Genomic DNA, 24062 nt, shown 5'->3' on the forward strand with positions numbered 1-24062 from the left:
CAAAAAAAGACGTCGGTTGACGTCTCTTGATGTTCTTATGGTGCGAAGGCCGGACTCGCAAAGAAATACTAACAACATGAAATTTAAATGATATATTTTTAATGATTATTTTTATACCCGTAAATGTACCCATGAAGATAAAAATTATTACTCATTGTGATCTTCTTCGTAATAACTTACAGATGCTTCTCCTTCTTTTCTAGCTTCATCAATTTCATCTTCAGTGTAAAGATTATAAAACTCAGCAATAGTATATGTTGTAGTTGTTACATATGAATCTCCTAGACCACATGCACTCAACCTCGAATATCCGTTAATTTTAAGTCCACAGCCTATACATTCAAATATTGATGGCAACATATCTTGTTTTTGAATAACTTCTTCTTGGTCATTATCAATTGTAGTTTTAATTGTCGATGATGGAGAACCTTGCAATAAGGCTAACGAACCACATGCAGGACAATTCACACGATGCCCATTTTGGCGAGTAGCCCATAAAGACGCCTGGTTGCGTGCATTTTCTTTTTCACTGTTACTTTTGTCGTTCCAAACTTTCCTATATGCATTTATATCTTGATTTACAGATTTAGCGGCTTCATCACTTAATGAGTTTATTGCATGGTTGACAACATCTGGCATACTAAAAAGTTCTTCTATATTTTTATTCATAATGGAAAGTAGTACTTCACAAGACTTATAATACCGAGAAAGCCAAATTGAATTTTTAAGTCCAGAAAACGCTAATTCACCAGTATGCAGTTCAGCATTTCGCCTTTCAATGTGCTGAGAACAATACCCCACTATTTCTGATGTAAAAGTTGGATTTATTTCACTTAACCTTAAAAAAACATCCTTTATTCCTATCGATTTAGGAGTAAAACCTTTCATCGTAACATCATGCCCTAAAGCATATTGAATGTTTCTCCAACTATGGGCATCAGCTAAAAGCGTCGGTGATGTATATGATAAAGCAGATCTAGCTAGGAATTCTAAACTCAATGAGGACCATAAACCGTAAATTGGGTCATCTAGTTGTGTCTCTTCCATTTTACCAACATAAATTAATGCCTTAGCAAATAAAGTATCCATTGACCATGGGTGGTCAATTAGTGTCTGTGTCATTCCCATATCTCCGACAAATAAACTCTTTCAATAGTCCTCGATTTACTTTCTTCAGTAACTAAGCTTCTTGAATGTAGTGTCTTCCAATTATCTATTATCAGAGTATCACCTTTATTCAATAGAGAAAAAGAACTTTCAATATCTCTCCATTTTTGTTGCTGCATCCAATCATAGAAATTTTCTGCATGTTTATTTGCAGGTTCAAGAAATACTGAGTCCCACCGTATATATTGATTATTAAAAATCAAGAATAATGGAAGTGAATATTTAGTTAAAAGCTTATCTCTTGGTTTTAAAATACACTTCTTTAGTTTATTGTAGCCAAAATCAACTAATATTTTATCTAACGATAAAACATTAGTTTTTACTGACAAAGTTCCTATAAAACAACGTAACAACAAGTATCTAGGAGGCAAAGATAAGTTGGCAAAGTCAGTATGATACGGAAATTCATTCATACCAAAAATACCACTATATGTATTTTCTTTATTTATATTTTTATCTTTTGGGGATAGTACATCAACAAAATTAAATAACGTATTATTGTTTAATTTTGCAGGATAAAAGAGACTTCCTGTCAAATTAGCAAAATCAATAGAATTAACATCTGGCAATAATGATGGAATGAAAACATGACCATCTTTTTTTAAGTAGTATTTTTGTTCTTTTGTAAGCATGGGAAATAATCCATCCTATTCTAATTGTATAAAGTTATATTGTAGCCACAGTACTATAGCAATAGTATAGATATCATTGATAAGGGAGGCATCGTTCACATTCCCTTATAGAAACCAAAACAAACAATTAAAGTAAATTCTCAGAGTTGGAAGTTTCTGATCATATTTTCAATGTAGTTAAACATTCATACATTTGTTCCATCATCACCCACAGCGCCTTATTCAATTTGATATCCCCATCAATACCATTCACTGAACGAGTACGAGCGCGCTTGCCTTTTGCATTCCTACCTGATAATCCCCCCTTAATTAAATTCTCCTGTAAACGTTGATATACCGTCCAAAGATCATCTTTCTTATCCTCCCAGCGGCGCGGCTGTAATACTTGATCTTCAGTAATAGGTTGATGTTCCTCACCAAAGCGATACGTCAAAGCTGCTTGCGCTAAGGCTTGCTGTGCTGGTGGCGGTAACAATAGTGATTGCATCTGTTCGCGCTTTTCAGCAACTGTATCAAACGTTTCCAATACCTCATAAGCTCCTTCAATTACCTTCCCAACAACATCACCTTTGTGCGGCACTCGCACTTCACCAAAGGTATCTCCGCACACTAAACCATTTTGGCATACAGCTCTAAATAGGCCCGGCAACATCTGATAACTGCTTGAACCATCATGGCTATTTAAAAGAATAACTTCAGGTACTTGGATTCCTGTGATTTGGTCATGGCGTCGAAGTCTTAACATATGCTTGGTGTGCTCTCGACGGCTGATATCACGTACACGAGTCTGGCAGGCAAAGAACGGATAAAAGCCTTCTTTCTGAAGGCTATCGAGTAAGGTAATGGTTGGAATATAAGTGTATCGGTCACTTCTGGATTCGTGTTTCTCTTCAGAGAAAACACTTGGAACAGTACGAAACAATTCCTCAATGGTTAACGGGCGGTCACGACGAATGCTATTCGCCGCACCAAAGCGAGAGGCTAAACGAGTCATAATTAATTTCCTTGAAAATAAAGTAGATAGATAAGACTGAGAGAATAAATTAAGGGAGAGTTAATCGATAAGATGGAAAATAGCTGAACTTTCAGGATGTTGAATAGCGTAATCACGAAGCTGGTAAAAACGGTCAACTAAAACTTCACTTTCTGTTCTAAATGACCACTGGCTATACAGCATCAAACAAACAGCAATACCAGCTGCTTCAGAGCTGAGTTCCGCTTCATTACCATTGTGCATATTGAATAGTGTGAGTTTTTCAGGGGCTAAATCAGGATAAATAAACGCACCGCCATTGGGTAAGGTGCAGTATTCCCAATAGCCGCCCGTATATTCATCACAGAACTGGCCCATGATAGTGAAAATCACCACTTCAAACGTGGCGAAGCCTTTAACGGTCCCAAAGTGGGTTTGCCAAAAATCCTGCCTTTCTGATAGCGTCACTATATTGGCTTGAATATGTACAAAGTCATCACTAACTAATATTGTTGAATTCATCATGTATTTCCTTTGAATAAAGACAAATAAGCCTGTCGGTCACCCGACAGGCTTATTAAATGAGCATAAATTTAAATTAGAAATATCCGGTGTATTAACAGGCAAATAAAGAAGTGACTTAACGCATATATGCCCATTCATTCGCACACGCCATTTTGGAGCCTTTCAACGTGCACTGACTTATTAAGATATTCCCGGGATACGGCCTAGACTTCAGCCCTATGGTTTCATTAGCCAGCAATTTCTGAGTGCTTGTGTCATAGATATCGACACCACATAAATAACTATTTGCGCCTACCTGCCCACAAGATTGAACACTTTTAACTTCCCCTACTCGATAGTAAGTTGTTTCCTCACCACTACACCCTTTATACAAGATACCAATACCAACAATAGCCAATAAAATTATTAGGGTTCTTGAATGATCAATTAATTTATTGAGTAATTTTGAAAACATTATGTTTACGTTCCATTAATTAAATATAAAGAAAAACAGGTACTAATAATCAATACCTGTCATTGTTCGTTGAAAACTTTCGAAATAAGGTAGCCCTCGAATGAAGTCATCTTCCTGTGATAGTTGGCAGATATCCTGTCTTCGATAACTCATAATCTCCGTAATATGAACAGCTTGAATTTTATCCAAAGGAATAACGACTAACCGCTGAGTGAAACAGGCAATGAGATACCAATGTGCGCCTTGAAGCACTAAGCGATAAGGTGTCAGTTGTAACCACTCGCTATCTGTTTGTTGAATGCGAATATCAACGGTTGACGTAATTGCCGTAATAATTCGATAAAAACATTCTGCGCTGGTGGGATGTACCTCAATTGATGTATGCCAAGCTAAACAAGGATAATGAATGTCACTATGCAGTAAGTGATTAACAGCCTTGCGTGTTAGTCCCGGAAAATAACGAGATAGCCCTACTTTCTGTAAAAAGGTGAAAATATCGGGTGGACGCCAAGCCGTTAAACGTCCTGACAAACGATATCCCTCTTTATCTGAGATAAGGTCAAGATGAGATAATCGCTGATTAAAATCTCGTTGAAGTGTTCTTTCCGACACGCCAAATTCATCAGCGAGAGCTTTTAAGGATAACGTTTCCCCTGCCAATAATCGGCTAATAATCAGTGATAGCCGAACCGCTAAGCGGTCATGACGAGCTTCATTACCCTGCATATCCCTCATCTCCTGTGCCATATAAAACAAGCCTCAGTATAAGAAATACACCAGACAGGATATGTCGCGATTTAAAATTAAATGAAAAGATTTTCAAGAAATAGAAACATCTAATATATTGATTTAACAATATATTAATTCCATCAATCTAAAACCTTTTGGGAACGACACACCCTGTCGAACCACATTGAGCAAGATATAAACAAAAACGTCTATTTAGCGCTGTTTTGCGCTATACCTGTTACGTTAAAATAACCATCGCCACAATGAAGTCACTGCATCCACTAAAACGTCTTTGGCTTTCACTAATACCGTTTTTAATAGCGTTGATAAGGGAAGTTCATGGATTATGGAATCGATAGTTTCCGTCACACTCAGGTTAAATCCCTGACGAGCAATATATTCAACCGGCTGAGTTCGGTATGTCGTTTGTAATTGACTGACCACGCTACTGCTAGCATGTGATGGCAACGCTGCAATGAATGTTTCCACAAATTGAGCCAATTGATATGACTCTTTCGCTGAAATAGCAATGACTGGATGTACAGGCAAAAAGGTACGCTGAACCCTATCTACTTTTTGCTGTAAGTGCTGATATTGTTTATCTGAAGGACTATGCTGTTCAAGATCCCACTCTCGACATGGTTCAATTTTGTCGGCTTGATTTAAAACAAAAAGGAACCGTGTTTTATCATAGCCACACTGTTCTGTTAGAAATTGATAAGTCAATTCATCCGATATCCACGCACGTTCATCAGCCCTCAATACCCAGATAATTAAATCAAGTTTCGGTAATAATTGCTGATATTGCGAGTGATAAGCATCGTTGCTCGCGATACTTTCACCGACACCCGGTAAATCAACGAAAGTTAATGTTCGTGTGCCTAGCTGCATTTCAAAATGTTTAGCTTCATGTGTACCGCTGTGAATATCACTAACAGGCGAAACATTAGTTTGAAATAAAGCATTACATAAGCTGGATTTACCAACACCTGTTTTCCCCATTAAACCAATCGTCGGGGAATAGTGAATGATGGCATTCAATTTGCTTTCGATTTGAGCATGTAGATGTGAAAGGGATTGAGGCAGTGTTTTAGTTAATACGTTAGAAATGAGGTTTGATGTTGACATAATAAATTATCTCCTTGATAAATAGCAAAGAGATAATGTAGGTTTGAAAATAAATACAATTAACGCGACACAGAGTTCTGAACGCTCTCATTCAGTTCATCCATTCTAATCATACCTTTAGTTTTTATTTTAATATTATCGGTATGGATATAGAGAATAGGCTCTTTTCTGCTTTTTGAAACTAAACTCATGAAATAACTAGTCGGTTTTTCCGTACCTAAAAAATCAATAAAATACCCACCATATTTCCCTTGAGTTAAACTAAACTTAGGTTTCCCTTCATTATTAAATTTCGTCATGTAATGACTATATCGATAATAATTAATGCTATTGTAATCATAAATTCTGAATGAACTATTTTTTATATCTACAAATATCATATCCCATGAAAATTCAATAAAAACCCTCACATAAGGCTCGTCATTATATTTTATTTCTATAATTTTAATTTCTACTTGATTAACCAGATGGATGATAAAATCAAAAAATTTATAAGTATTTTCATTCCCTTTAGCTCTAAATTTCACTCTTTCGCTTATAAGTTGATGAACTAAATCATGGCGTTTTAGCATATTGAGAAAATTAAATTCATCTTTAGCATTAATGAATTCTCCCTTTTTTTCTATTGGTATGCTTAGATAACCATTCCCTCGGCATTTAATAACCTGTCGAACTAAATCAATGTGTAGCTCTTCTTCACAAGTATGACCATGTTTATCATCGTGACGATTTTTGTTCTTATAGTAAATATGCATCAAGTTATTAGATAATTCTTTTGACCCTATTTTAGTAAAATTATCATCCTTCTCATCCTGATAGTCTAAGCTCTCTTCTGGAATTGTATCTTCAAGAATTTTATTAATTGCAGCGGATCGTGATCCTTGCTTATCAAGATAGTTCTGTACTTTTGTCGAGGTAATGTTAACAGTGACACGCTTAGCCATATCGTTACCCTACTTCAAATTCATCAATCGTTTTCTGTGAAAATAGCTACATGGCTACCCTACCTACAATGATACCTTTGCCTGCACACCTATTCTAGCTTCGAATGCAATGGTGTACTTCAATGCTTCATATCCAGATAATTCCCTACAATATAGTGCAGCATTTCACACAAAGAAATGATTTTAAACAAATAAAATAAAACAACAACAGTAATTGAGCAAAAAGCAATCAGTAATGTAGATGCTCTCAGTAATATCTTTTTATCCTATATCGACATTCTGATGCATCAATGTCAGAGTTAAAATAGGCTTGAAAATGACATGGCTCAGTAGGCTAAAGCTACTTTCTAGCGTTGGTATAGTAATATATATATACCTATTCATAGATCCCTAACATACATAACGACATCTACCAGATACTCCTACCCATAAGACAACAGTTAATCTTCTAGTCATTACCATTCACCAATAAAAAAGTACTTACCCTACGACTTTATGCTGTTACATAACGAGATAGGGCAAGCATGAAACCACATAATGAAACTAAGACAAAGAAGCTTAAAACAATCAATCCAAATATCAGTAGGAAGATAGAACGAACCTTAAAAACAGCCTTAGATAAACATCCTCGATTATTTATTATCAGAATAGATCTTCGGTTCCCACAACACACCGAATGTAAGAAAGATTCTCGCGTGATATCACGGTTCTTTGATTCTCTAAAAGCCCAGCTAAAAGCTTATGAGTTGAAAAAACGTAAGCAGGGTCAACGTGTCTATCCTAATGGGTTAAAAAACCTATGGGTTAGAGAGATAGGCCCTAAAAGTGAGAATCCCCATTATCACTGTGTTCTGCTCTTCAACAAGGATGCCTTCTTCACATTAGGTCGCTTTCAATGTGATGACGAGTGGGAGAAAACAACCAAGAATTTATATTCAAGGATCAATCAGGCATGGCATAGTGCATTAGGAATTGAAATGCTGAATGATGGGATTATTCATGTCTGTAGTTACGATATTAATCCTATCCGATACCTGCATAAAGGCTCTGATAGCTTTGAGAAGGATTACAAAAACTGTGTTGATAAGCTTAGCTACCTTGCTAAGGATTACAGCAAACCCTACAAAGATGGAAACCGAGTCGTAGGTTGTAGCCGATAATTAATCACTGAGGAACGGATGTCATGACACCAAGTGATATCCCTTTCCTTCAATCGATATCGCTTCTGAATTTAATTCAAGCAGGAGCTTTTTTATGACAAACGCTACAACGACTTCAACACCCGCTTCTCTTCTCGCAGACAAGCTTATTGATATGAAATTCATTACGCAGTTAACAGGCTTAACCGATAAGTGGTTCTATAAACTCATTCAAGACGGTGAGTTCCCTAAGCCGATTAAATTAGGTCGTAGCTCACGCTGGCTCAAGAGCGAAGTGGAACTATGGCTATCTGCACGAATTCAACAATCACGCGCTTAGTTTTCACTGACTCATCCTCTCTTCTTTTCAGCATTCTCCAAGCCTGTTAGACGGTACTCCGTCGGGTTTCGTGCGCCTGTTAAGAAGAGATAATTTCTTACTAGGGTAACCATGCTATGACAACAACATTACCAGAATTAGAGACGCCTCGCCTGTATATTGCAAATACCCCGAACCTTAAGCCTATCGGTGTCCGAGCGGCGGTTAGTGACCCTTTAGTACAATACACGTGCCTTCATTGTGGAGAGAATCTGAGCTTAATAACCGATGACGAAACTTATTGGTTTGAGCATAGTGATAAATCATCAGAGAAACGTTGTATCCACTGCTTGAGTTTTATCAATCAGCAAATCAGAAATGAAATGCAGGAAGGTATTTATCGATGGTTAAAACCTTTAGTGCCTATAACAGACTGGTTTTGTGTGCTTTGCCAGAGTGAATACAGCGGTTCAAAGTACTGTCCTACATGTCAGGATGGTATCTATAGCATTGCTGCACTAAGTAAAGATTAAGGTTGATTAAAAGGAACATACTACAAAATAGGGGCTTCAGTGCAAGCCCCCATTAATAAGAAACGTTTCGAGGACATTTTGTATTACACGATAAAGAGTTGTCTATATGATTGACATGTTCATATGTCCTACTATTAACTGTGCAACGACAGCATGAAGAACGAGTACCCCTACAATAAATATAGGCTATCAGGCAGACAAGTTTTATGCTTCACTGAAGGGGTAGGATATGCCAGTATAATGACTCAAATAAACTACAATCTAGTACGTTTAGAGTGGATCACAAGTAAGATAATTAGAGGACCATCATGCCAGTTTTTCGTAATGCACTGCTTTCTTTTTTCGCTGTAGGGTTACTCTCTCCAATAGCGATGGCAAGTACCCATACCGTCACTGTCTTCCAATGTGTCAATAAAAATCAAAAGCAAGTTAATATTAGCCTTGTGAATGAGCAGTATATTTATCAGTTCGGCAAGCTCAATCAAAAACCTGATATCGTTATTACTAGAAAACCAGAACAATTAGAAGGGCGTTATTTAAATCCGAAAGGAGATACGGGTACAGCCCAAATCTATGAAATGGACTTTAGAAATGGCAACTATACTTATACCATTTCCTCTTCTTATTTTGATTCAAGACATGAAGCTCAAGTGGATGTATATCAAAACGATAAATTGCTAACTACCGTCAATTGTTTACCGAATACTATTGTTGATAACCTTAGTGAACATATTTTTGATTTGCCAAGTGGCTATTAAATCGTCACAACGGAAGTTAAAATTTCAGTAGCATAATCACTGAACTATAGCAGTATTGCTACATTATCTAGATTCCCTTTAAAATATATTGAGATCAGGGAAAAATTAGATAATTTATTTTCAATGTACACTTACCACAGGTAACCGAGCCACCCATAATGCTATCATTTTAATAAACTAAGATATTTCTCCCATGTTTTATCAATCTGATGAGCTATTTATTGGTGTACTATAAAGTCAAAAATACACGGTATATGATAAGCTAATGGAGTGTTTTATGGTTATAATAATTTTCACCTTACAACTTTTTAGAAATAACCAACTCCGTCAATGTAATCATTCGATTATAACGCATAATTAATTGATAGAAAAATAATGCTGAAATAACTAAAGCCATATACCCATATGTAGCTCCTATAAGCCAGCCATTTTCTGAACTTAATGTTGTAACCGTAGCAAAAGCAGACATAATTCCCGGTAATATTCCTAGCTTATCAATAGGCCCAATTATAAGTAACATTCTTTTCTCTAAGAAATTTTTTTCGTGTTTTATCTCCATTAAACCCAACTCTAGCTCTACCTTATCTAAGGAGGCTAGCTTTTGGACATATTTTTGATCAATTAAAGCCTCACTTTTTATATTTAAATTTATTGCAGAGTTAAATGGAAGAAAAAAACCATTTCTTATTTTACTTCTGTTTTTGTATGCTAAAAAAAATGGAGCTATTATAAATGATAAGTATACAAAAATAAGAATTGATAATGCAACAATTAAGATTTTTTCATTACTTTTGTGTTTAGCCCAAAACATCATTAAGAAAGATAATAATGTCAACATTGACATTATTATCAGAAATTTAAATTGTTTTTTATCTTTCTTTGTCTTTTTTTTACGTTTTTCTTCAATTTCAATACGTTTTAAAATATTTAAATATCTAATAGTCACATTATCGCCTTATCAATAGTTTTAGCTCTTATACTCAAATTTGACTATTTTACTAATTTAAATAGTAACGTCTTAATTACTTTACCAATAGCCAAACCTAGTAACGGTGGCACAGCATTTCCCACCTGAGTATATTGAGGAACTTCAAATTTACGCATCTGCCCACCAGTTGTCACTTTTGAGCGAAATACAAAGTTATCAGGAAATGACTGGATTCTTGCCATTTCTCTAACGGTAAGAACTCTCAATTCATTTTTATCATAATGACATGCATCATCAGGTATCGATAAGGCCGCCGGCGCAGGTTGATTAGGATCTAACGCTTTTTGTGAATGCTTCTTAGTTGGGTGATTTCGTAAATATTCAATAAAGCTATTTTTTGAATCGAAACATTCCATTTTGTTGTTATCTTTTAAAAATTCATAGTCTTTTACTTGTTCCCAGACTACATCTGATAGTGAGCAAGAATCACCTTTCAATATATCAAATATTTCTTTCCTTACCGTTGTACTTTGGCTTTGTTGTACAACTTGGTATAAGCGGAATCTACGCTGAACATGATAACCATTACTTCTATGGTCGTGGTTACTTAGCTTCTCATGCTCTAACAATACGGTTGAGAATGTTTCATTCAATCTTTCAACAAATTTCGATGATTTTGTCGGAAATGTTTGTTTTAAATCATCTAAAGCTTCTTTGACTGATACAGGGTCATGACCAACAAGATGGTGCAAAAATGAACCTTCAAACAACGAAATATTCTTCACTGGGTCATAACATTCAAGTGTTCCCATGACCGCTTTATCTGGGTTATTTTGAACAAGTTTGTAGAAATTCTCTGACGAAGAAAGTAATTGATAATCAATGCCCTCGCTATCAAAAGAGCTTTTGATATCTTCAAATATATCAGAGCGTATTGCTATCATTATAAAGCGAGGTCTGTTCTGTGGGACGCCTGCAAATCTAGCATTCACATGTAAACATAGTGGAATATATTTTTTTTCAGCAAACGCTTTTGCAACCTCAAACCAAGCATAAAATGGCTTTCCATCGCTATCTTTGAATGCCCTTAAGATCCCTGTTACATTTTCTAAAACAGCAATTTTAGGTTGCACATACTCAACAAACTTAGCAAACTCCCAAGGAAGCATATTTTTGTCGCTATCTTTTTCCCGTAATCCAGCCATACTAAAACCTTGGCATGGAGGGCCTCCAGAAACAAGATCAACACCACCACCTGAAAAACCTGATATTAACGCTTGGCGCAGTTCTTCCTTACTTTCAATAAGCTTGTTTAACTCAATGATATTCCCTATTAACAAATTACCTTTCAACCTTTTAATATTTTTAGGGATATCAGTAATACTACCTTTATCTGCATATTCAGGGTATTCAAATGGGTTTTCTCTTAGCCGAGGTAATAACTTCTCATGCTTACTACTGATCCAAAATGAATGTTTAGGCTTTTTATCTTTTTTAGCAAGATCTTGGTAATCTTCATTAAAAAAGTTATATGAAAATGTTTCTGCCGCCATAGGCGATAGCTCATTAGCCAATAATAATTCAAATCCTGCTTTTTCAAGACCTAGAGAAAGCCCCCCACACCCAGAGAAAAGCTCTATATGATTGAATTTATTTTCTTTTTTCATAGCCTATATAAATATACAGTATTGATAATAATTGACAGATTCTAAAGGAATTATTTAGAAATGTCCAGGCCTAAATTTCAATTTCATTGACATAGTTTATCTGAAATTATAGAGTCCATTTACGGCTTAGAGAGAAGCCTTCAGCCCAAGCAAGCAAAGACTTTCGAGTCCTCTCTGTAATTTTTAAGTTTCAATATCTATGCATCACTTATTTATGGGCAGTAAGAAATGGTGCATGTATTTGTTTCTGAAACTAAATTACAGAGAGGCTATACATGTCACAACCCCCACGTATTACTGCGTCACAATTCGAAAAGCTTAAAAAACAAGCAAAAGAAATCAAAAAAGAAAAAAATATATCCCATGCTAAAGCGCTTGAGATTGTTGCTAAAAGTAATTGCTTTGGTAATTGGAAAGCTGTAGTTAAAGCCCGTGATAATGATGCTAGCATCAAAACACCTACACCTAATGTATCTCAGGCTTTTGTTGATGACTCCGATGTCGTTTTAGATGATAGTGACCAACAATTACTTCTGCAGGAACGGACTGAAGATATTGACGAAGCAACAAAATTGCGAGTCAATAATAATAAAAAAGTCCTGACACAATTAGCTATCGAGTTCTCTATTTTTGAACCAACAAAAACTGGGCTAAAAAAAAGTATATTAGATGCAACCCAAGTCGTAAGAACTCACTTTGAGATAACAAATTTTCATCACTATGACTTGCAAGGCCAAGGGGCAAGCGAATACGGTATAAAGAAAACCGCCTTTTTACTCACATCTGAAAAACAGATACCAACCACTGTTAGCTTATATCGCCCTAAAACGAAAAAAGGTGATCCAAGAATGTGGTTCTCCGGTCTCCCAAATTTCACATACGCCGGAGCGCAAATCGCTACCGTTATTCATAATGACTGCGCTTATTTAATAGATTTAAGTTCAGTAAACCTGACCTTAGAACTAGAATCCACAACAAGTCAACTAAAAAAGTTTGTTGATGACTACTTAAGCGAGAATAATGCTATTGCTAATGAGTTACTCAATAAACTAAAAGAATTAGCAAAAACACCAATAAAAGCAACACATGTTGGTGATACCGCAGTAGGTATGTCTATTGAAGATGCATTAGGTATTCAAGCAAACTCAAGTAAGTTACCAGATTATAAAGGTATTGAACTAAAGTCTGGTCGTAATGCCGAGAAAAATAGAACAACAATTTTCGCTCAAGTTGCTGAATGGGAAATAAGCCCCTATAAGAAAAGTGCTGAGATTTTGGATAAATTTGGTTACTTCAGAGAGGATGATTTTAAGCTCTATTGTACCATTAGTACGCGAAAACCTAACAGCCAAGGATTAATATTTAAGGTTGAAGAGGATATTTTACAGGAGTGGTGTGCTGAACATGAAGATGATAAGAATATATTTAAAGAGCACGTAGCAAGTTGGAGTGGGAAACTACTTCGCAAGCGATTGAAAGAAAAGCATTCTGAAACATTCTGGATTGAAGTTAAAAGCCAATTTATTGATGATGTTGAATACTTTCAATTAATTTCTGTTACTCATACAAAAGCCCCCCTCTTGAACCAACTAATGCCTTTGCTTGAAAACGGAACAATTACGATGGACCATTTAATTAAACGTTCAGCAAAAAATGGTAGAGTATCGGAAAAAGGGCCATTGTTTAAAATCAACTCAAGAGATCTGGGCTTAATATTCCCTGAGCCAGTTAAGCATAGTTTGGTATAACTGCTCTTAAGTAGCATATAGTTCAATATGTTATTGAACTATATGCTTTTCGTAAATTTCACATACAACATAAGTCTATAAATCTAATCCTCAAAAAATAGCCAAAAGGTTAATTGGTGCTCTGCCCCTTCTAAGCACTTTTCATAAGTAACTAAATATAGCAAAAAGAGTGGTACTCCTTAGGCTAAATATTAAACTAATTAGATCACTATAATTAGTAAATATATTAGGTTCAAATTTGGACTAATATTTTTTAAAATACGAAACTATTGAGTCTGGCAAATCTTCACTCTTAATGAATAAAAATATCAAAAATATTAGTATTAGTAAAAACTGAAAAAAACCATAAATAAATACGTTCGCTTTCAATAGATTTACAATTTGCCCTAGCCAATTTTCACAAATACAGTAAAATACTATCCGGGATAATTTTAGGTAATTTAGAAAGGGTAAGTCATGAAAGATCAAGATGTTAGAGCCGCTGTGCATAATAAATTACTGAAAAATACACATTTAGATCCTGACTGTCTTGTTATTGATGAGTTTTCCATATCGCTAGGTGCAAGTAGAGCGGATATTACTGTAATTAATGGAATTATGCATGGCTATGAACTTAAAAGTGAAAGTGATTCTCTTGAACGTTTACCAACCCAAATTAAGCATTATTCATCTGTTATGGATAAGGTTACGCTCGTTGTAGCTGAAAAACATCTATCTGGTGCCTTAAAGTTAATCCCCAATTGGTGGGGAATAAAAACAGTCACCGTTGGACCCAAAGGAGCGATCCACATAAAACATATGCGTAGTGAAAAATTAAACCACCAACATGATTCTTTAATACTTGCTCAGCTGCTCTGGAAAATGGAGTGTCTTGAAATTCTCGAACGATGGGGGTTTTCTAAGGGATATAAAAGTAAACCCCGTTTTGAATTGTGGAATGTAGTCGCAGAAAAAATCCCAGTCCCCGATTTAAAACATGAAATCAGGGCTGCATTAAAAAAACGCGTTGGTTGGAAAATTAAGGTTTAACTGGTAAAGTTTGAGCCAAGCTAATGAGTTGTGTAACAACTAGTTTTAAGTGATGTGTATGTGCCACTTTTCTCCATTCCTTCGAAGCACCGGATTTATTTGTACCATGTGCTCTTTGATTAATATAGTCATCGCCCCAGCTAAATAGAGGTCCATATGCAGCATAAACAGCGGAGCTAGTTAAGATATTACAAAGAGCTCTCGTTTGACTCCAACCATTTCCTCTAACAGCGGTTCCTTTAACGAAGATCCACGAAGTATCATCTGAATATCTAATAGCTACATATTGCGACATAAAACGAGGATCTACACTAGTTATTGTAGAACTCGATGTTGGGTAATCACTAAAGCTTGGTGTTCTATTTGAAGTTGTATTTTGAGCAACATAAAGCCAAAGATTATACTCATGCCTTGGAATATGATAGAGCTGATGCTGAGGTATTCCGGCTTGGGAAGTTGGATATGATGTAGATGAAACAATTAAAGATCTCCAATGTGCTTGAGCTACGAGTAAATCAAACATATTTAAAGCCTGTTGTTGAAGGCTAGGGCTCACTTCTTGAATGTCACCAAAATCAATTATTACATCAACTAATGATGGATGAATATTAAATTGATTAATTAATTGACCGAATAAATGCCATGTTTGCGGATTGACTGAAACTGCAATTCCGTTTGTTAAGTTACGCCCAACTGCATGAATATAATTTTGTGACGACACAGGCGAAATGACTGGTATAATTTCTTTACCATTAGCTCTTGCATCTTTAATACACATATCTAATGGATGTTGCCGACTTGTTCCATGTATATCAAGGTATTTTACATCCAGTAAAATAGGGCGATTAGTGATCCATGAAGATGCTAAATTAGAGCCAAAATTAGATAGATAAGAGTTAAGGCTCTTTTTATAGCATTCATTTTCATAGTCCCAATCAATATCTGGTATAGTGATAATTGGAGTTAACCCACCTATTGTCGCCTGTTCTAACAGCATTAACGATTCATATTCTGCAGGTTTCCATTTCAGTTGTGGATAATAGTGATGAAAGCTCATTAATTCTCCTTACTTGATTTACTAGTCTGCTTTGTAGAGGTCAAAGTAGTTCATCTAATTCATGAAACAGTATGCTCATAAAAATAATTAAAAATTTGATTTGTATCTAAATACTAGATAATCAAAATAGTTAAATTTATAAATTGTGATCTAAACCAGTAATTATTTACAAGGTAATAAATATAGTCTATCACAACAGTTTTATTCGTATTTTTTCCTCAAATTCATCCATTAACTTCAATTTATGTGCTAATTTTTTCAGAGCTACATCTTGATTGAAATTTTCTAATTCTTCTTCTGTAAAATGAGCTTTGTAGCAACGATATGTTTCCTTTAGTTCATTCCATACATGTACACAATCTTCCTCTTTGAAATGCTCATCTGCTACTTTACGTTGAGCATCATTAACAATATCACTAGAGTAATAATTAATACAAAACGGTTTCCCTTTTCGTGAATCTAAAAACAATACTATATCAGAATCCGTGAGCCATCCCTTTAGTGCAAACCTGATCGCTGGATAACCATGCCAATGAACAATAACGGAGCTTAATTCAGCATTAAGCTTCACAGACAAAGCGTTATGCAATTGATCTTTATATGCTTTCAATACTTTATCTTGCATTTTTTGTGCTTGCTTTATTTTAGCTAAATTAGACAAGATAAAATTTATATTTTCATCTGAAACTTCTGGATTATTCATTATATTTTCCAAGTGTAAAATAAATTCACGAAGCAAAATTACCCATTTATTTAGTGGCTCTGAAATAAAGTAGCCAGAGAGCTTATCCTTAATAGAATTAATTAAGGTAGCATAACTTATTCCAATCCATTTTGTATTTTTTTGCGAAACACTCCCTGATGGCGACAAAATAATGAAAATACTTTTTTTGTTATCAGAAGCATTCTTTTTTGAAACATGATTTTCATAATCTTTAAATGGGTTATTTTGTTCATGAAAAATTTTATTTTCAATCACCATAATCCACTGCTGATTCTCTAGTAATAAATCAATTCTTTTACCCGTTTTAGTTCTGATTTCACGCTCTGGAGGTGAAACCAGAGAACAGTCTATTTTTTTATATTCGTCTGGTAAAATAGCAACTAATGCTTCAATAACCAAAGCACCTAAGCCATGAGATTCATTATCATCGAGAAAAAATGCAAGAATATCAGTTGTCGGATTTTCATAATACCCTCGGCTACCGATGCAAAAGATAGATGTTTCTTTATCTACGACTTGATTATATTGGTTCAATTCATCAAGAAATGATTTTATTTCTTCATAATTATTCACATTCAACCTTCCTTGAAATTAGATTCAGATATAAATTAATCTACCTTTTCCCAAACCCAAACGCCCCCACATGCCGTTCCCTATTCTCATCCAAATAATCTGCCCACCATTGCACCATCAATCGGCGCTCATCAATGTGTTCGGCTTTATGAATATAAGCTGCACGGACTGAATTACGCTCTTGGTGGCTCATCTGCCTTTCTACTGCATCTTTCGACCACAGTCCTGACTCAATCAACGAGCTGCATGCCATTGTTCTGAAACCATGACCACACACTTCCGTTTTAGTGTCATAGCCCATGACACGTAATGCGTTGTTCACCGTGTTTTCACTCATGGGTTTTCTAGGATTATGATCACCGATAAAGATCAGTTCGTGGTTACCGCTGAATTGATAGATCTGTTTTAAGATTTCAATGGCTTGTCGACTTAAAGGGACTAAATGAGGGGTACGCATTTTTGATCCGCGATGAGAGTGCTTCACCCCTTCTATCGCTTCGCGTTCAGCGGGGATCGTCCACATGGCATTATCAAAATCGATTTCATCCCAACGAGCAAAGCGCAATTCACTAGAGCGAATGAAGACTAACAAGGTAAGCTTGACTGCAAGTTTAGTTAAAGGTCTTCCCTTATAATCATCGATACGTTGTAAGAACTCAGGTAGGCGTTTAAGTTCTAAAGCTGCTCTGTGGACTCGTTTCCCCGTGGCAACTGCACCAGCCATATCTTGTGCAGGGTTATAGTCGATTAAACCGCTTTGTACGGCATAACGCATTATGGCTGTAACACGTTGTTGTAAACGTGCAGCAACTTCAAGACGTCCAGACATCTCTATGGCCTTAATGGGTTCGAGGAGATCGCGAGTTTTCAGTTCGGCAATATTACGTTTGCCAATAGCCGCAAAGATATTGTCCTCAAGGCTTTTGAGTACTCGATGGCTATGTCCTTCAGACCATTTCTTATTCGTCGCGTGCCAATCGCGAGCAATCTTCTCGAAAGTGTTAAATTCCTTTTGCTGCTCTTCCTTTAATTCTTTCTTGAGTTCGCGTGGGTCGATACCTAAAGCAACTTGCTTTCTAGCTGCGTCCCTTCTTTCTCTTGCATCTGCTAAAGAAATTTCAGGGTATACACCAAAAGCCATCAAATGTTGTTTGCCACCAAAGCGAAAACGAAAACGCCAATATTTAGAACCATTGGGGTGAATATAAAGAAACAAGCCATCACTGTCTGTCAGTGTATAAGCTTTCTCTTCAGGTTTAGCTGCACGAACTTTTGTATCGGTTAATGCCATATTCTTTGTCCTCTTCCCCCCGGAGTGAGTATATAAACGAGATATCTCAGATTACAGTCGATGATTTCGAGTGACATAACCAACTATGTACCTACGCCACAGGCTGCACCTGCATTGCACTATCATCGGTAATACGAGGTAAAATGAGTATACATTCATTATCGAAGCGATGTATATACTCAGTTGTATACTCACTCGGAGGTTGATGTGGGTTGAGTTAGATTGACATGCATTGACTGAAAACGCGGGAAAAGCCTTGTAAAACTGGGATTTCAGATACAAAAAAAGACGTCGGTTGACGTCTCTTGATGTTCTTATGGTGCCGAAGGCCGGACTCGAACCGGCACACCCGAAGGCGGTTGATTTTGAATCAACTGCGTCTACCAATTCCGCCACTCCGGCACGAAGTGATGTGTTTCTTGGAAAACGCTGTCATTATACTTGCCTTGTGTCTACTGGCAACACTTATTCGTGAAGATTCAGTTTGTTCGCTTAAAAAAAAAGCATATTCCTTAGAACTAATAAAATCACAGGGAAAGCTTCTTTTGTTTATATATCTATTAATGAGTATGTTAACTTCTCCCAAATTATTTTTCTTATCGCGAGGCTCTGTGACTGGCGGCAGGTCATTATTTTTGTTAGTTTATCTGCAATCTAATGTCAATATTTAAGGTTTAATCATGGGTTTTGTTGGGTGGATAGCAACAGGTATCTTTATTGGCATCTTAATTGGTGTGGTAATGAAGATTTTCGCGAAGAAAAAATAATATTGGCTGAAAGGCCATTTGCAAACAATCATATCGGCTGGCTTCCAACATGAAGAAATCATTTCTAAAAGTTCTGTCTGTATCTGCATTATCCTTAGCGTTAATGGCCTGTTCAAGTAAGACAGAAAAAGCACCAAAGTTTTTGCAAAGTAATGATATTGAATCCTCTGACTGGCAAGTTTTTGAGGGAGATAGAAGGACTTACGAGCGCGTCGCTAAGATTGTCGATTTATACGCTAATCGCATTTTTAATGAAAGCAATGCACGGGGCATGGCTATCATTGTTATCGATAATAATCAGGCGTTATCGCGCTATTATGGTGAAACTGCACCTGGTAATGGTAAAAAACCTGGCCCAAATTCATTAATTCGCATTGCATCAATTACCAAGTTAATGACAAGCGAAATATTAATTAAGCTTGAACAAGATAAGAAACTGCTAATTACGGACCCATTACAACAATACGCCTACCATGGCGTTACTGTTCCTGATAATGCCAGTGGGCAAGCTATTCGCTTATATCATTTAGCAAGCCATACCAGTGGCTTACCTCGCGAACAACCTGGTGGGAAATGGGGACGCCCTGTTTTTATTTGGCCAACTCAAGATAACCGCTGGACCTGGCTAAAAACAGGTAAGTTAGATGCAACACCGGGAACAGAAGCTTCTTATTCCAACTTAGCGTATGACTTATTGGCAGATGCGATGGTTAAAGCTTCAGGAGTCTCTTACCCTCAGCTATTTAACCACTATGTTACTTCTCCCGCCAAAATGACGAATACCACTTACACCCCCAATAATGCACAATGCGCACGGTTAATGGAAGGAACAAAACCTAGCCCTTGCCATAACACTCTTGCAGCTGCAGGAAGTGGTGGTGTGTATTCCACCCCTGCAGATATGCAAAAATGGATGCAACAATTTTTATCGACAGACAGTAACCTAAGAAAAGTCACAGCTGCCCGTGAACAAGGCATCTATTTTCCACGTGAAAAACTTTTAGAAATTAAAGGGATGGATGTTGCAGGCCATGCTGATGGGCTAGGGCTTGGATGGGTGTATATGAAACCGAAAAATGGCATTCCTGGTATTTACCAAAAAACAGGTGGTGGCGGTGGGTTTAATACCTATATGGCGATGATCCCACAGCAAAATATCGGTGTATTTGTCGTAATGACTCGCAAAGATGGAAGTAAATTCAGTAAGTTAACGATTGGTGTTAATGAACTAGTCGCCTCATTATCTACTAACCATGCGTATGGGAAACATTGAAGGAGTACCGCCGAAGCATTACAAACAATGGCGAGCTACACCCCGACTCTAAAACGTGGATTTACCCGCGTTATCACATTAATCGCGACAACAGCCTGAGATATTCAGGCTGTTTTTGATAATTTTACTATTCATTTTTAAAATCAATTCATTCAAATTCCCGATAATCTTTTAGCCTTCCATTAACGCATGAAGGACTAAAATGAGAACAAAAAACCACGCGATAACATCAAGCTGTCAGGCTACACAATACCCGAAAATTAGCCAATTTGAATTAGTAGAAATTTTAAATAACATTAAAGGGCATTGTGCTAAAAACCCAGAATATGTAGAAAATAAGTCTATTGCTACTCAATATCCCTACAAATATTTCGACGGCTCAGAATTACACGCTATCAAAGCTTACCGACAAGAAGAAAGACGAATATATCGGGAAAAGTGCCAAACGGCTTTTAAATTTAAACGACAGAATAGTATGAGAGGTGGAATTTTTTCGCTTGCTCAGCAATTAGCAAACCGGAGTCGCCAAAATATTTTAGCTATCGATAACCAAAGTAATATCTCAGGTACCAGAAAAAAGTTATTTCAACCGCAAACAAGGATAGTAGCCTTTATCAGTGCATTAGGTTACGCAATAGTTGGTTAATAATAACAATATTAATGTGCTATTATTCAAGCTAGTTCAAGGCTAATCTTAATCCCTCTTCAACTTCGTGAATAGGAATTAAAATGCGTATTTCTCCATTTTTTTACATCATATAACACGGCCCTGTACCACTAAACAGGGCAAAGTTTCTGAGTTAGTTCTTCAACTTAGAAAAATCTATAACCACCAAAACACATTCCCCGCCCCACAAAAACCAACATCAATAGAAATAGATCTAGAATCACTCAATGCTCATCCCTTAAAAAACAATCACAAGAAATTAGAACAAACACCTGAATATAAAAAACTTGTCAGTGAAGCACGGAAAGAATCACAAACTTCATTCACAGAGCAAGAATGCAAAAAAACTTATCTTGTTCGCCAGTCATATACGGCGAATGGCGGTATTTTTTCTTATGCTCAACAGTTAGCTAATAAAAGTCGATTTAATGTTGTTGGGATCAAAGGCCAATATATCAGTACATCTGCAAATAATAGACAACAACAAGTTTTATTCCGCCCTCAAAATAACCTATTAAGTATTATCAGTAAATTAGGGAATTTATTACTCAGTAAATGACAATAAAAAAGGCTGTGATACCCAAAGATACACAGCCTTTAATAAGCTATAAAACGTTATTTTCGTTTTACTAATAATACGATACTAACAATTAAAAACAGTAAGCTTGGCAAAATTGCCGCAACAATAGGTGGCACTGAATAAACTAGACTCCAGTTACCAAACCCTTGGTTAAGTACGTAGAAGAGGAACCCCCCCACAATACCTGAAATAACACGTACCCCCATAGGAACGGTACGCAATGGCCCAAAAATAAATGAAACGGCCATTAACATCATGACGGCTGCAGATAATGGCGCTAATATTTTTTTCCACATACTGAGCTCATAAACCGCAGCAACTTGGCCACTTTCTTTTAAGTACGAGACATATTGATACAGGCCACGGATGGAAAGCGAGTCAGCATTCAGTGAAACTATCCCTAGTTTTTCTGGAGTTAAATTGGTTTTCCAATCAACCGTTAATCTCTGTGAACCTGTGATTTTTTTCTCACTACTTAGAATTGACTCGTCCACTTGAGATAATACCCAAAGCTGATTTGTCGAGTCATACTCACCGTTCGCGGCAAACATCACTGACTTCAATTTACGTTGGTCATCAAAACGATATACCGACACATCTTGAATCGATGTCGCATTATTAATCCGCTGAATGTGGATAAAATCATTGGCATCTTTTGCCCACATGCCTTCATCTGTCACAACTAATGAGTTACCCACAATTTTTTCTGCGCGATAATTTCTTGCCCACTGCTCACCTGCAGGAGCAATCCATTCACCAATAAACATGGCGACAATGACCAATGGTACCGCCGTTTTCATCACCGATAATGCGATTTGCAAGCGAGTAAAACCGGAAGCTTGCATGACCACCAACTCACTACGTGAAGCCAGCGCTCCTAACCCCATTAGTGCTCCCAACAACGCCGCCATTGGAAAGAAAATATCAATATCTTTTGGAACAGTTAATAAGGTGAATACACCCGCACTCAATGCCGTATAGTCGCCATCACCCACTTTGCGAAGCTGCTCGACAAATTTAATGATCCCTGCGAGGGAAACGAGCAAAAATAGCGTCACTAAAATCGAATTTAAGATGGTTCGACCGATATACCTATCTAAAACACCAAACATCAGGCAACCCCTTTACTCAATTTAAGACGCATACGGCGCATTGGGACGGTATTCCACGCATTTAGGACTATCGCTAATACCAAATACCCCACGTTCACCGCCCACATGGTATATCTTGGGTCAAGGTCGCCCTTATCAGCACTGTTACGCAATGTACTTTGTAATAAAAAGAAAATGAGGTACAGCAACATTGCTGGAAGCATACTGAGTACCCGCCCCTGACGTGGATTAACCTCGCTTAACGGCACAACCATCAAAGCCATGACGACAACGGAGAAAACAATGGTTAAACGCCAATGAAACTCAGCGTTCACCTCAGGCGTATTTTCAGACCACAGTTGTAGCATATTTTTTTGCTCAACTCGGTCACTACGCGTTTCTGCAGTTTGGTGATCAACGATGGCTTGGTAATTAACAAAGTCAGTTATGCGAAAATCGCGTAGTAACGCGGTTCCTTCATAACGAGTACCTTCATTTAAAACAACGACTTGTCGACCATCAGGGTCTTCTTTCATATAGCCGCTGTCCGCAACCACAACAGAAGGTCGTTGTTCATTAGCGGCGCGTAGCTGTGCAAGAAACACATTCTTGAAGTTGTTACCTTTTACATCACCGATGTACAGCACATAGTTGCCATCTTTAGTGGTTTTAAACTGCCCTTCCACCATTGCAGCTAACCCGGGATTGGCTTTCGCATCAGCCAATACCTGCTCTTGGTATTGGGATGACCACGGCAACATCCACGTAATGTTAGCAATCGCGACCATCGCGGTAATGACTGCAAGAACTAACGCGGCTTTCACTAAAACACTTTTACCTAAACCGCAGGCGTGCATTACCGTGATTTCACTTTCAGTATAAAGTTTACTGTAGGTCATCAAAAGCCCAAGGAATAGGCTCAAAGGTAAGATAAGCTGCGCCATTTCAGGCACACCTAACCCCAGTAAAGGAAGTACTAAGTTTGAGGGAATATTGCCCTGAACCGCAGCGCCAAGAATATCTATCGACTTCTGACTAAAAAAGATTAGCATCAATACAAAAAGTATGGCTAACTGACTTTTCAGGGTTTCCCGTACCAAATATCTAATAATGATCACGCTTATTACGCCTGTGAAAACTTGTCTTTTGGGAAGAAAATGGCTAAGTTCGTTCGATGTCTGCCATTTACTAACATATACTCTAGTTTATTGTATGGCTAGAATGATATAAAAGCATTATCTATACTGATTGAAATATCAGAACATGCTTAATATTCGAGAAACCGGATATACCCGCCATACTTCATGGTGTATCGCGATTAACAGCATACAACGTGAGCTATTTCGCGTATAGATGGTTAGTTTAA

At 36.9% G+C, this 24062-nt stretch carries 23 protein-coding genes and 1 tRNA gene; 8 read left to right on the forward strand and 16 right to left on the reverse strand.

The features are described 5' to 3' along the window. Nucleotides 1-147: 147 nt before the first annotated feature. The 8 genes from PSF09_RS05370 to PSF09_RS05405 all read right to left on the reverse strand — a co-directional run bounded on the left by PSF09_RS05370 (nt 148) and on the right by PSF09_RS05405 (nt 6552). Nucleotides 148-1122 (reverse strand): hypothetical protein, encoded by a 975-nt coding sequence (locus tag PSF09_RS05370; protein WP_272683585.1) that lies wholly within the window; start codon nt 1120-1122, stop codon nt 148-150. Further along, nucleotides 1119-1799, reverse strand: coding sequence for a hypothetical protein (locus PSF09_RS05375; RefSeq protein WP_272683586.1), 681 nt, complete (start codon nt 1797-1799; stop codon nt 1119-1121). The genes PSF09_RS05370 and PSF09_RS05375 overlap by 4 nt, the downstream gene beginning before the upstream one ends. A 160-nt stretch (nt 1800-1959) precedes the next feature. Then, the gene (locus tag PSF09_RS05380; protein ID WP_272683587.1) at nt 1960-2793 is read right to left on the reverse strand and encodes a DUF932 domain-containing protein; all 834 of its coding nucleotides are present in this window, start codon (nt 2791-2793) and stop codon (nt 1960-1962) included. Between the two features lie 60 nt (nt 2794-2853). Beyond that, complete coding sequence (locus tag PSF09_RS05385) at nt 2854-3297, reverse strand: antirestriction protein (protein WP_272683588.1); 444 nt, start codon at nt 3295-3297, stop codon at nt 2854-2856. 115 nt (nt 3298-3412) lie between these two features. Further along, entirely contained in the window at nt 3413-3751 is a 339-nt protein-coding gene (locus PSF09_RS05390) for a hypothetical protein (RefSeq protein ID WP_272683589.1), read from the reverse strand. A gap of 42 nt (nt 3752-3793) precedes the next feature. Further along, complete coding sequence (locus tag PSF09_RS05395) at nt 3794-4477, reverse strand: helix-turn-helix transcriptional regulator (RefSeq protein WP_272683590.1); 684 nt, start codon at nt 4475-4477, stop codon at nt 3794-3796. A 246-nt stretch (nt 4478-4723) separates the two neighbouring features. Continuing rightward, complete coding sequence (locus tag PSF09_RS05400; protein WP_272683591.1) at nt 4724-5608, reverse strand: GTPase family protein; 885 nt, start codon at nt 5606-5608, stop codon at nt 4724-4726. 59 nt (nt 5609-5667) lie between these two features. Beyond that, on the reverse strand, nt 5668-6552 hold the full coding sequence (locus PSF09_RS05405; RefSeq protein ID WP_272683592.1) for a hypothetical protein: 885 nt from the start codon (nt 6550-6552) through the stop codon (nt 5668-5670). Between the two features lie 524 nt (nt 6553-7076). On the opposite strand from PSF09_RS05405, the gene PSF09_RS05410 reads away from it, so the two are divergent. The 4 genes from PSF09_RS05410 to PSF09_RS05425 all read left to right on the forward strand — a co-directional run bounded on the left by PSF09_RS05410 (nt 7077) and on the right by PSF09_RS05425 (nt 9301). Then, entirely contained in the window at nt 7077-7712 is a 636-nt protein-coding gene (locus tag PSF09_RS05410) for an inovirus Gp2 family protein (protein ID WP_272683593.1), read from the forward strand. A gap of 94 nt (nt 7713-7806) precedes the next feature. Beyond that, nucleotides 7807-8031, forward strand: a complete 225-nt coding sequence (locus tag PSF09_RS05415; protein WP_036973767.1) for a helix-turn-helix transcriptional regulator — start codon at nt 7807-7809, stop codon at nt 8029-8031. Nucleotides 8032-8147: 116 nt separating this feature from the next. After that, nucleotides 8148-8543, forward strand: coding sequence for a putative zinc ribbon protein (locus PSF09_RS05420; RefSeq protein WP_272683594.1), 396 nt, complete (start codon nt 8148-8150; stop codon nt 8541-8543). 308 nt (nt 8544-8851) lie between these two features. Then, nucleotides 8852-9301, forward strand: a complete 450-nt coding sequence (locus PSF09_RS05425) for a hypothetical protein (RefSeq protein ID WP_272683595.1) — start codon at nt 8852-8854, stop codon at nt 9299-9301. A 298-nt stretch (nt 9302-9599) separates the two neighbouring features. On the opposite strand, the gene PSF09_RS05430 is transcribed toward PSF09_RS05425, so the two are convergent. Further along, entirely contained in the window at nt 9600-10247 is a 648-nt protein-coding gene (locus tag PSF09_RS05430) for a hypothetical protein (protein WP_196719605.1), read from the reverse strand. Nucleotides 10248-10291: 44 nt separating this feature from the next. Next, on the reverse strand, nt 10292-11896 hold the full coding sequence (locus PSF09_RS05435; protein WP_272683596.1) for a DNA cytosine methyltransferase: 1605 nt from the start codon (nt 11894-11896) through the stop codon (nt 10292-10294). Between the two features lie 275 nt (nt 11897-12171). On the opposite strand from PSF09_RS05435, the gene PSF09_RS05440 reads away from it, so the two are divergent. Together PSF09_RS05440 and PSF09_RS05445 are read left to right on the forward strand one after the other, a co-directional pair. Then, a complete protein-coding gene (locus PSF09_RS05440) occupies nt 12172-13644 on the forward strand; it encodes an MvaI/BcnI family restriction endonuclease (RefSeq protein WP_272683597.1) in 1473 nt (490 codons plus the stop codon). Nucleotides 13645-14100: 456 nt separating this feature from the next. Then, on the forward strand, nt 14101-14673 hold the full coding sequence (locus PSF09_RS05445) for a sce7726 family protein (RefSeq protein ID WP_272683598.1): 573 nt from the start codon (nt 14101-14103) through the stop codon (nt 14671-14673). On the opposite strand, the gene PSF09_RS05450 is transcribed toward PSF09_RS05445, so the two are convergent. From PSF09_RS05450 to PSF09_RS05465, 4 genes are all read right to left on the reverse strand, one after another. Then, nucleotides 14663-15730, reverse strand: a complete 1068-nt coding sequence (locus PSF09_RS05450) for a beta family protein (protein WP_272683599.1) — start codon at nt 15728-15730, stop codon at nt 14663-14665. The two genes, PSF09_RS05445 and PSF09_RS05450, sit on opposite strands and share 11 nt — an antisense overlap. A gap of 190 nt (nt 15731-15920) precedes the next feature. Beyond that, complete coding sequence (locus PSF09_RS05455) at nt 15921-17027, reverse strand: PDDEXK-like family protein (protein WP_272683600.1); 1107 nt, start codon at nt 17025-17027, stop codon at nt 15921-15923. 40 nt (nt 17028-17067) lie between these two features. Continuing rightward, the gene (locus PSF09_RS05460; protein ID WP_272683601.1) at nt 17068-18318 is read right to left on the reverse strand and encodes a tyrosine-type recombinase/integrase; all 1251 of its coding nucleotides are present in this window, start codon (nt 18316-18318) and stop codon (nt 17068-17070) included. Between the two features lie 317 nt (nt 18319-18635). Beyond that, a tRNA-Leu gene (locus tag PSF09_RS05465) sits at nt 18636-18720 on the reverse strand. Between the two features lie 414 nt (nt 18721-19134). Between PSF09_RS05465 and ampH the strand changes: the two genes are divergently transcribed. Both ampH and PSF09_RS05475 read left to right on the forward strand, forming a co-directional pair. Continuing rightward, a complete protein-coding gene (gene ampH / locus PSF09_RS05470; protein ID WP_210835624.1) occupies nt 19135-20358 on the forward strand; it encodes a D-alanyl-D-alanine-carboxypeptidase/endopeptidase AmpH in 1224 nt (407 codons plus the stop codon). Between the two features lie 202 nt (nt 20359-20560). Beyond that, nucleotides 20561-21004 carry a hypothetical protein gene (locus PSF09_RS05475; protein WP_272664517.1) on the forward strand — a complete coding sequence of 148 codons (444 nt, stop codon included), beginning with the start codon at nt 20561-20563 and terminating at the stop codon, nt 21002-21004. A 636-nt stretch (nt 21005-21640) separates the two neighbouring features. Here PSF09_RS05475 and lptG read toward each other — a convergent pair. After that, nucleotides 21641-22717: an LPS export ABC transporter permease LptG gene (lptG, locus tag PSF09_RS05480; protein ID WP_004907535.1), complete on the reverse strand. Its 1077-nt coding sequence runs from the start codon at nt 22715-22717 to the stop codon at nt 21641-21643. Further along, nucleotides 22717-23814 carry an LPS export ABC transporter permease LptF gene (gene lptF, locus PSF09_RS05485; RefSeq protein ID WP_004907533.1) on the reverse strand — a complete coding sequence of 366 codons (1098 nt, stop codon included), beginning with the start codon at nt 23812-23814 and terminating at the stop codon, nt 22717-22719. Before lptF ends, lptG begins: the two co-directional genes overlap by 1 nt. Between the last annotated feature and the right edge of the window lie 248 nt (nt 23815-24062).

This window comes from Providencia sp. PROV141, from assembly GCF_028481645.1.
GTDB classification, from domain to species: Bacteria; Pseudomonadota; Gammaproteobacteria; order Enterobacterales; family Enterobacteriaceae; genus Providencia; species Providencia rettgeri.

Coding starts and splice junctions, on each gene's coding strand:
- PSF09_RS05370 (WP_272683585.1), bottom strand. CDS start 1,122: ATGACACAGACACTAATTGACCACCCATGGTCAATGGATACTTTATTT.
- PSF09_RS05375 (WP_272683586.1), bottom strand. CDS start 1,799: ATGCTTACAAAAGAACAAAAATACTACTTAAAAAAAGATGGTCATGTT.
- PSF09_RS05380 (WP_272683587.1), bottom strand. CDS start 2,793: ATGACTCGTTTAGCCTCTCGCTTTGGTGCGGCGAATAGCATTCGTCGT.
- PSF09_RS05385 (WP_272683588.1), bottom strand. CDS start 3,297: ATGATGAATTCAACAATATTAGTTAGTGATGACTTTGTACATATTCAA.
- PSF09_RS05390 (WP_272683589.1), bottom strand. CDS start 3,751: ATGTTTTCAAAATTACTCAATAAATTAATTGATCATTCAAGAACCCTA.
- PSF09_RS05395 (WP_272683590.1), bottom strand. CDS start 4,477: ATGCAGGGTAATGAAGCTCGTCATGACCGCTTAGCGGTTCGGCTATCA.
- PSF09_RS05400 (WP_272683591.1), bottom strand. CDS start 5,608: ATGTCAACATCAAACCTCATTTCTAACGTATTAACTAAAACACTGCCT.
- PSF09_RS05405 (WP_272683592.1), bottom strand. CDS start 6,552: ATGGCTAAGCGTGTCACTGTTAACATTACCTCGACAAAAGTACAGAAC.
- PSF09_RS05410 (WP_272683593.1), top strand. CDS start 7,077: ATGAAACCACATAATGAAACTAAGACAAAGAAGCTTAAAACAATCAAT.
- PSF09_RS05415 (WP_036973767.1), top strand. CDS start 7,807: ATGACAAACGCTACAACGACTTCAACACCCGCTTCTCTTCTCGCAGAC.
- PSF09_RS05420 (WP_272683594.1), top strand. CDS start 8,148: ATGACAACAACATTACCAGAATTAGAGACGCCTCGCCTGTATATTGCA.
- PSF09_RS05425 (WP_272683595.1), top strand. CDS start 8,852: ATGCCAGTTTTTCGTAATGCACTGCTTTCTTTTTTCGCTGTAGGGTTA.
- PSF09_RS05435 (WP_272683596.1), bottom strand. CDS start 11,896: ATGAAAAAAGAAAATAAATTCAATCATATAGAGCTTTTCTCTGGGTGT.
- PSF09_RS05440 (WP_272683597.1), top strand. CDS start 12,172: ATGTCACAACCCCCACGTATTACTGCGTCACAATTCGAAAAGCTTAAA.
- PSF09_RS05445 (WP_272683598.1), top strand. CDS start 14,101: ATGAAAGATCAAGATGTTAGAGCCGCTGTGCATAATAAATTACTGAAA.
- PSF09_RS05450 (WP_272683599.1), bottom strand. CDS start 15,730: ATGAGCTTTCATCACTATTATCCACAACTGAAATGGAAACCTGCAGAA.
- PSF09_RS05460 (WP_272683601.1), bottom strand. CDS start 18,318: ATGGCATTAACCGATACAAAAGTTCGTGCAGCTAAACCTGAAGAGAAA.
- ampH (WP_210835624.1), top strand. CDS start 19,135: ATGAAGAAATCATTTCTAAAAGTTCTGTCTGTATCTGCATTATCCTTA.
- PSF09_RS05475 (WP_272664517.1), top strand. CDS start 20,561: ATGAGAACAAAAAACCACGCGATAACATCAAGCTGTCAGGCTACACAA.
- lptG (WP_004907535.1), bottom strand. CDS start 22,717: ATGTTTGGTGTTTTAGATAGGTATATCGGTCGAACCATCTTAAATTCG.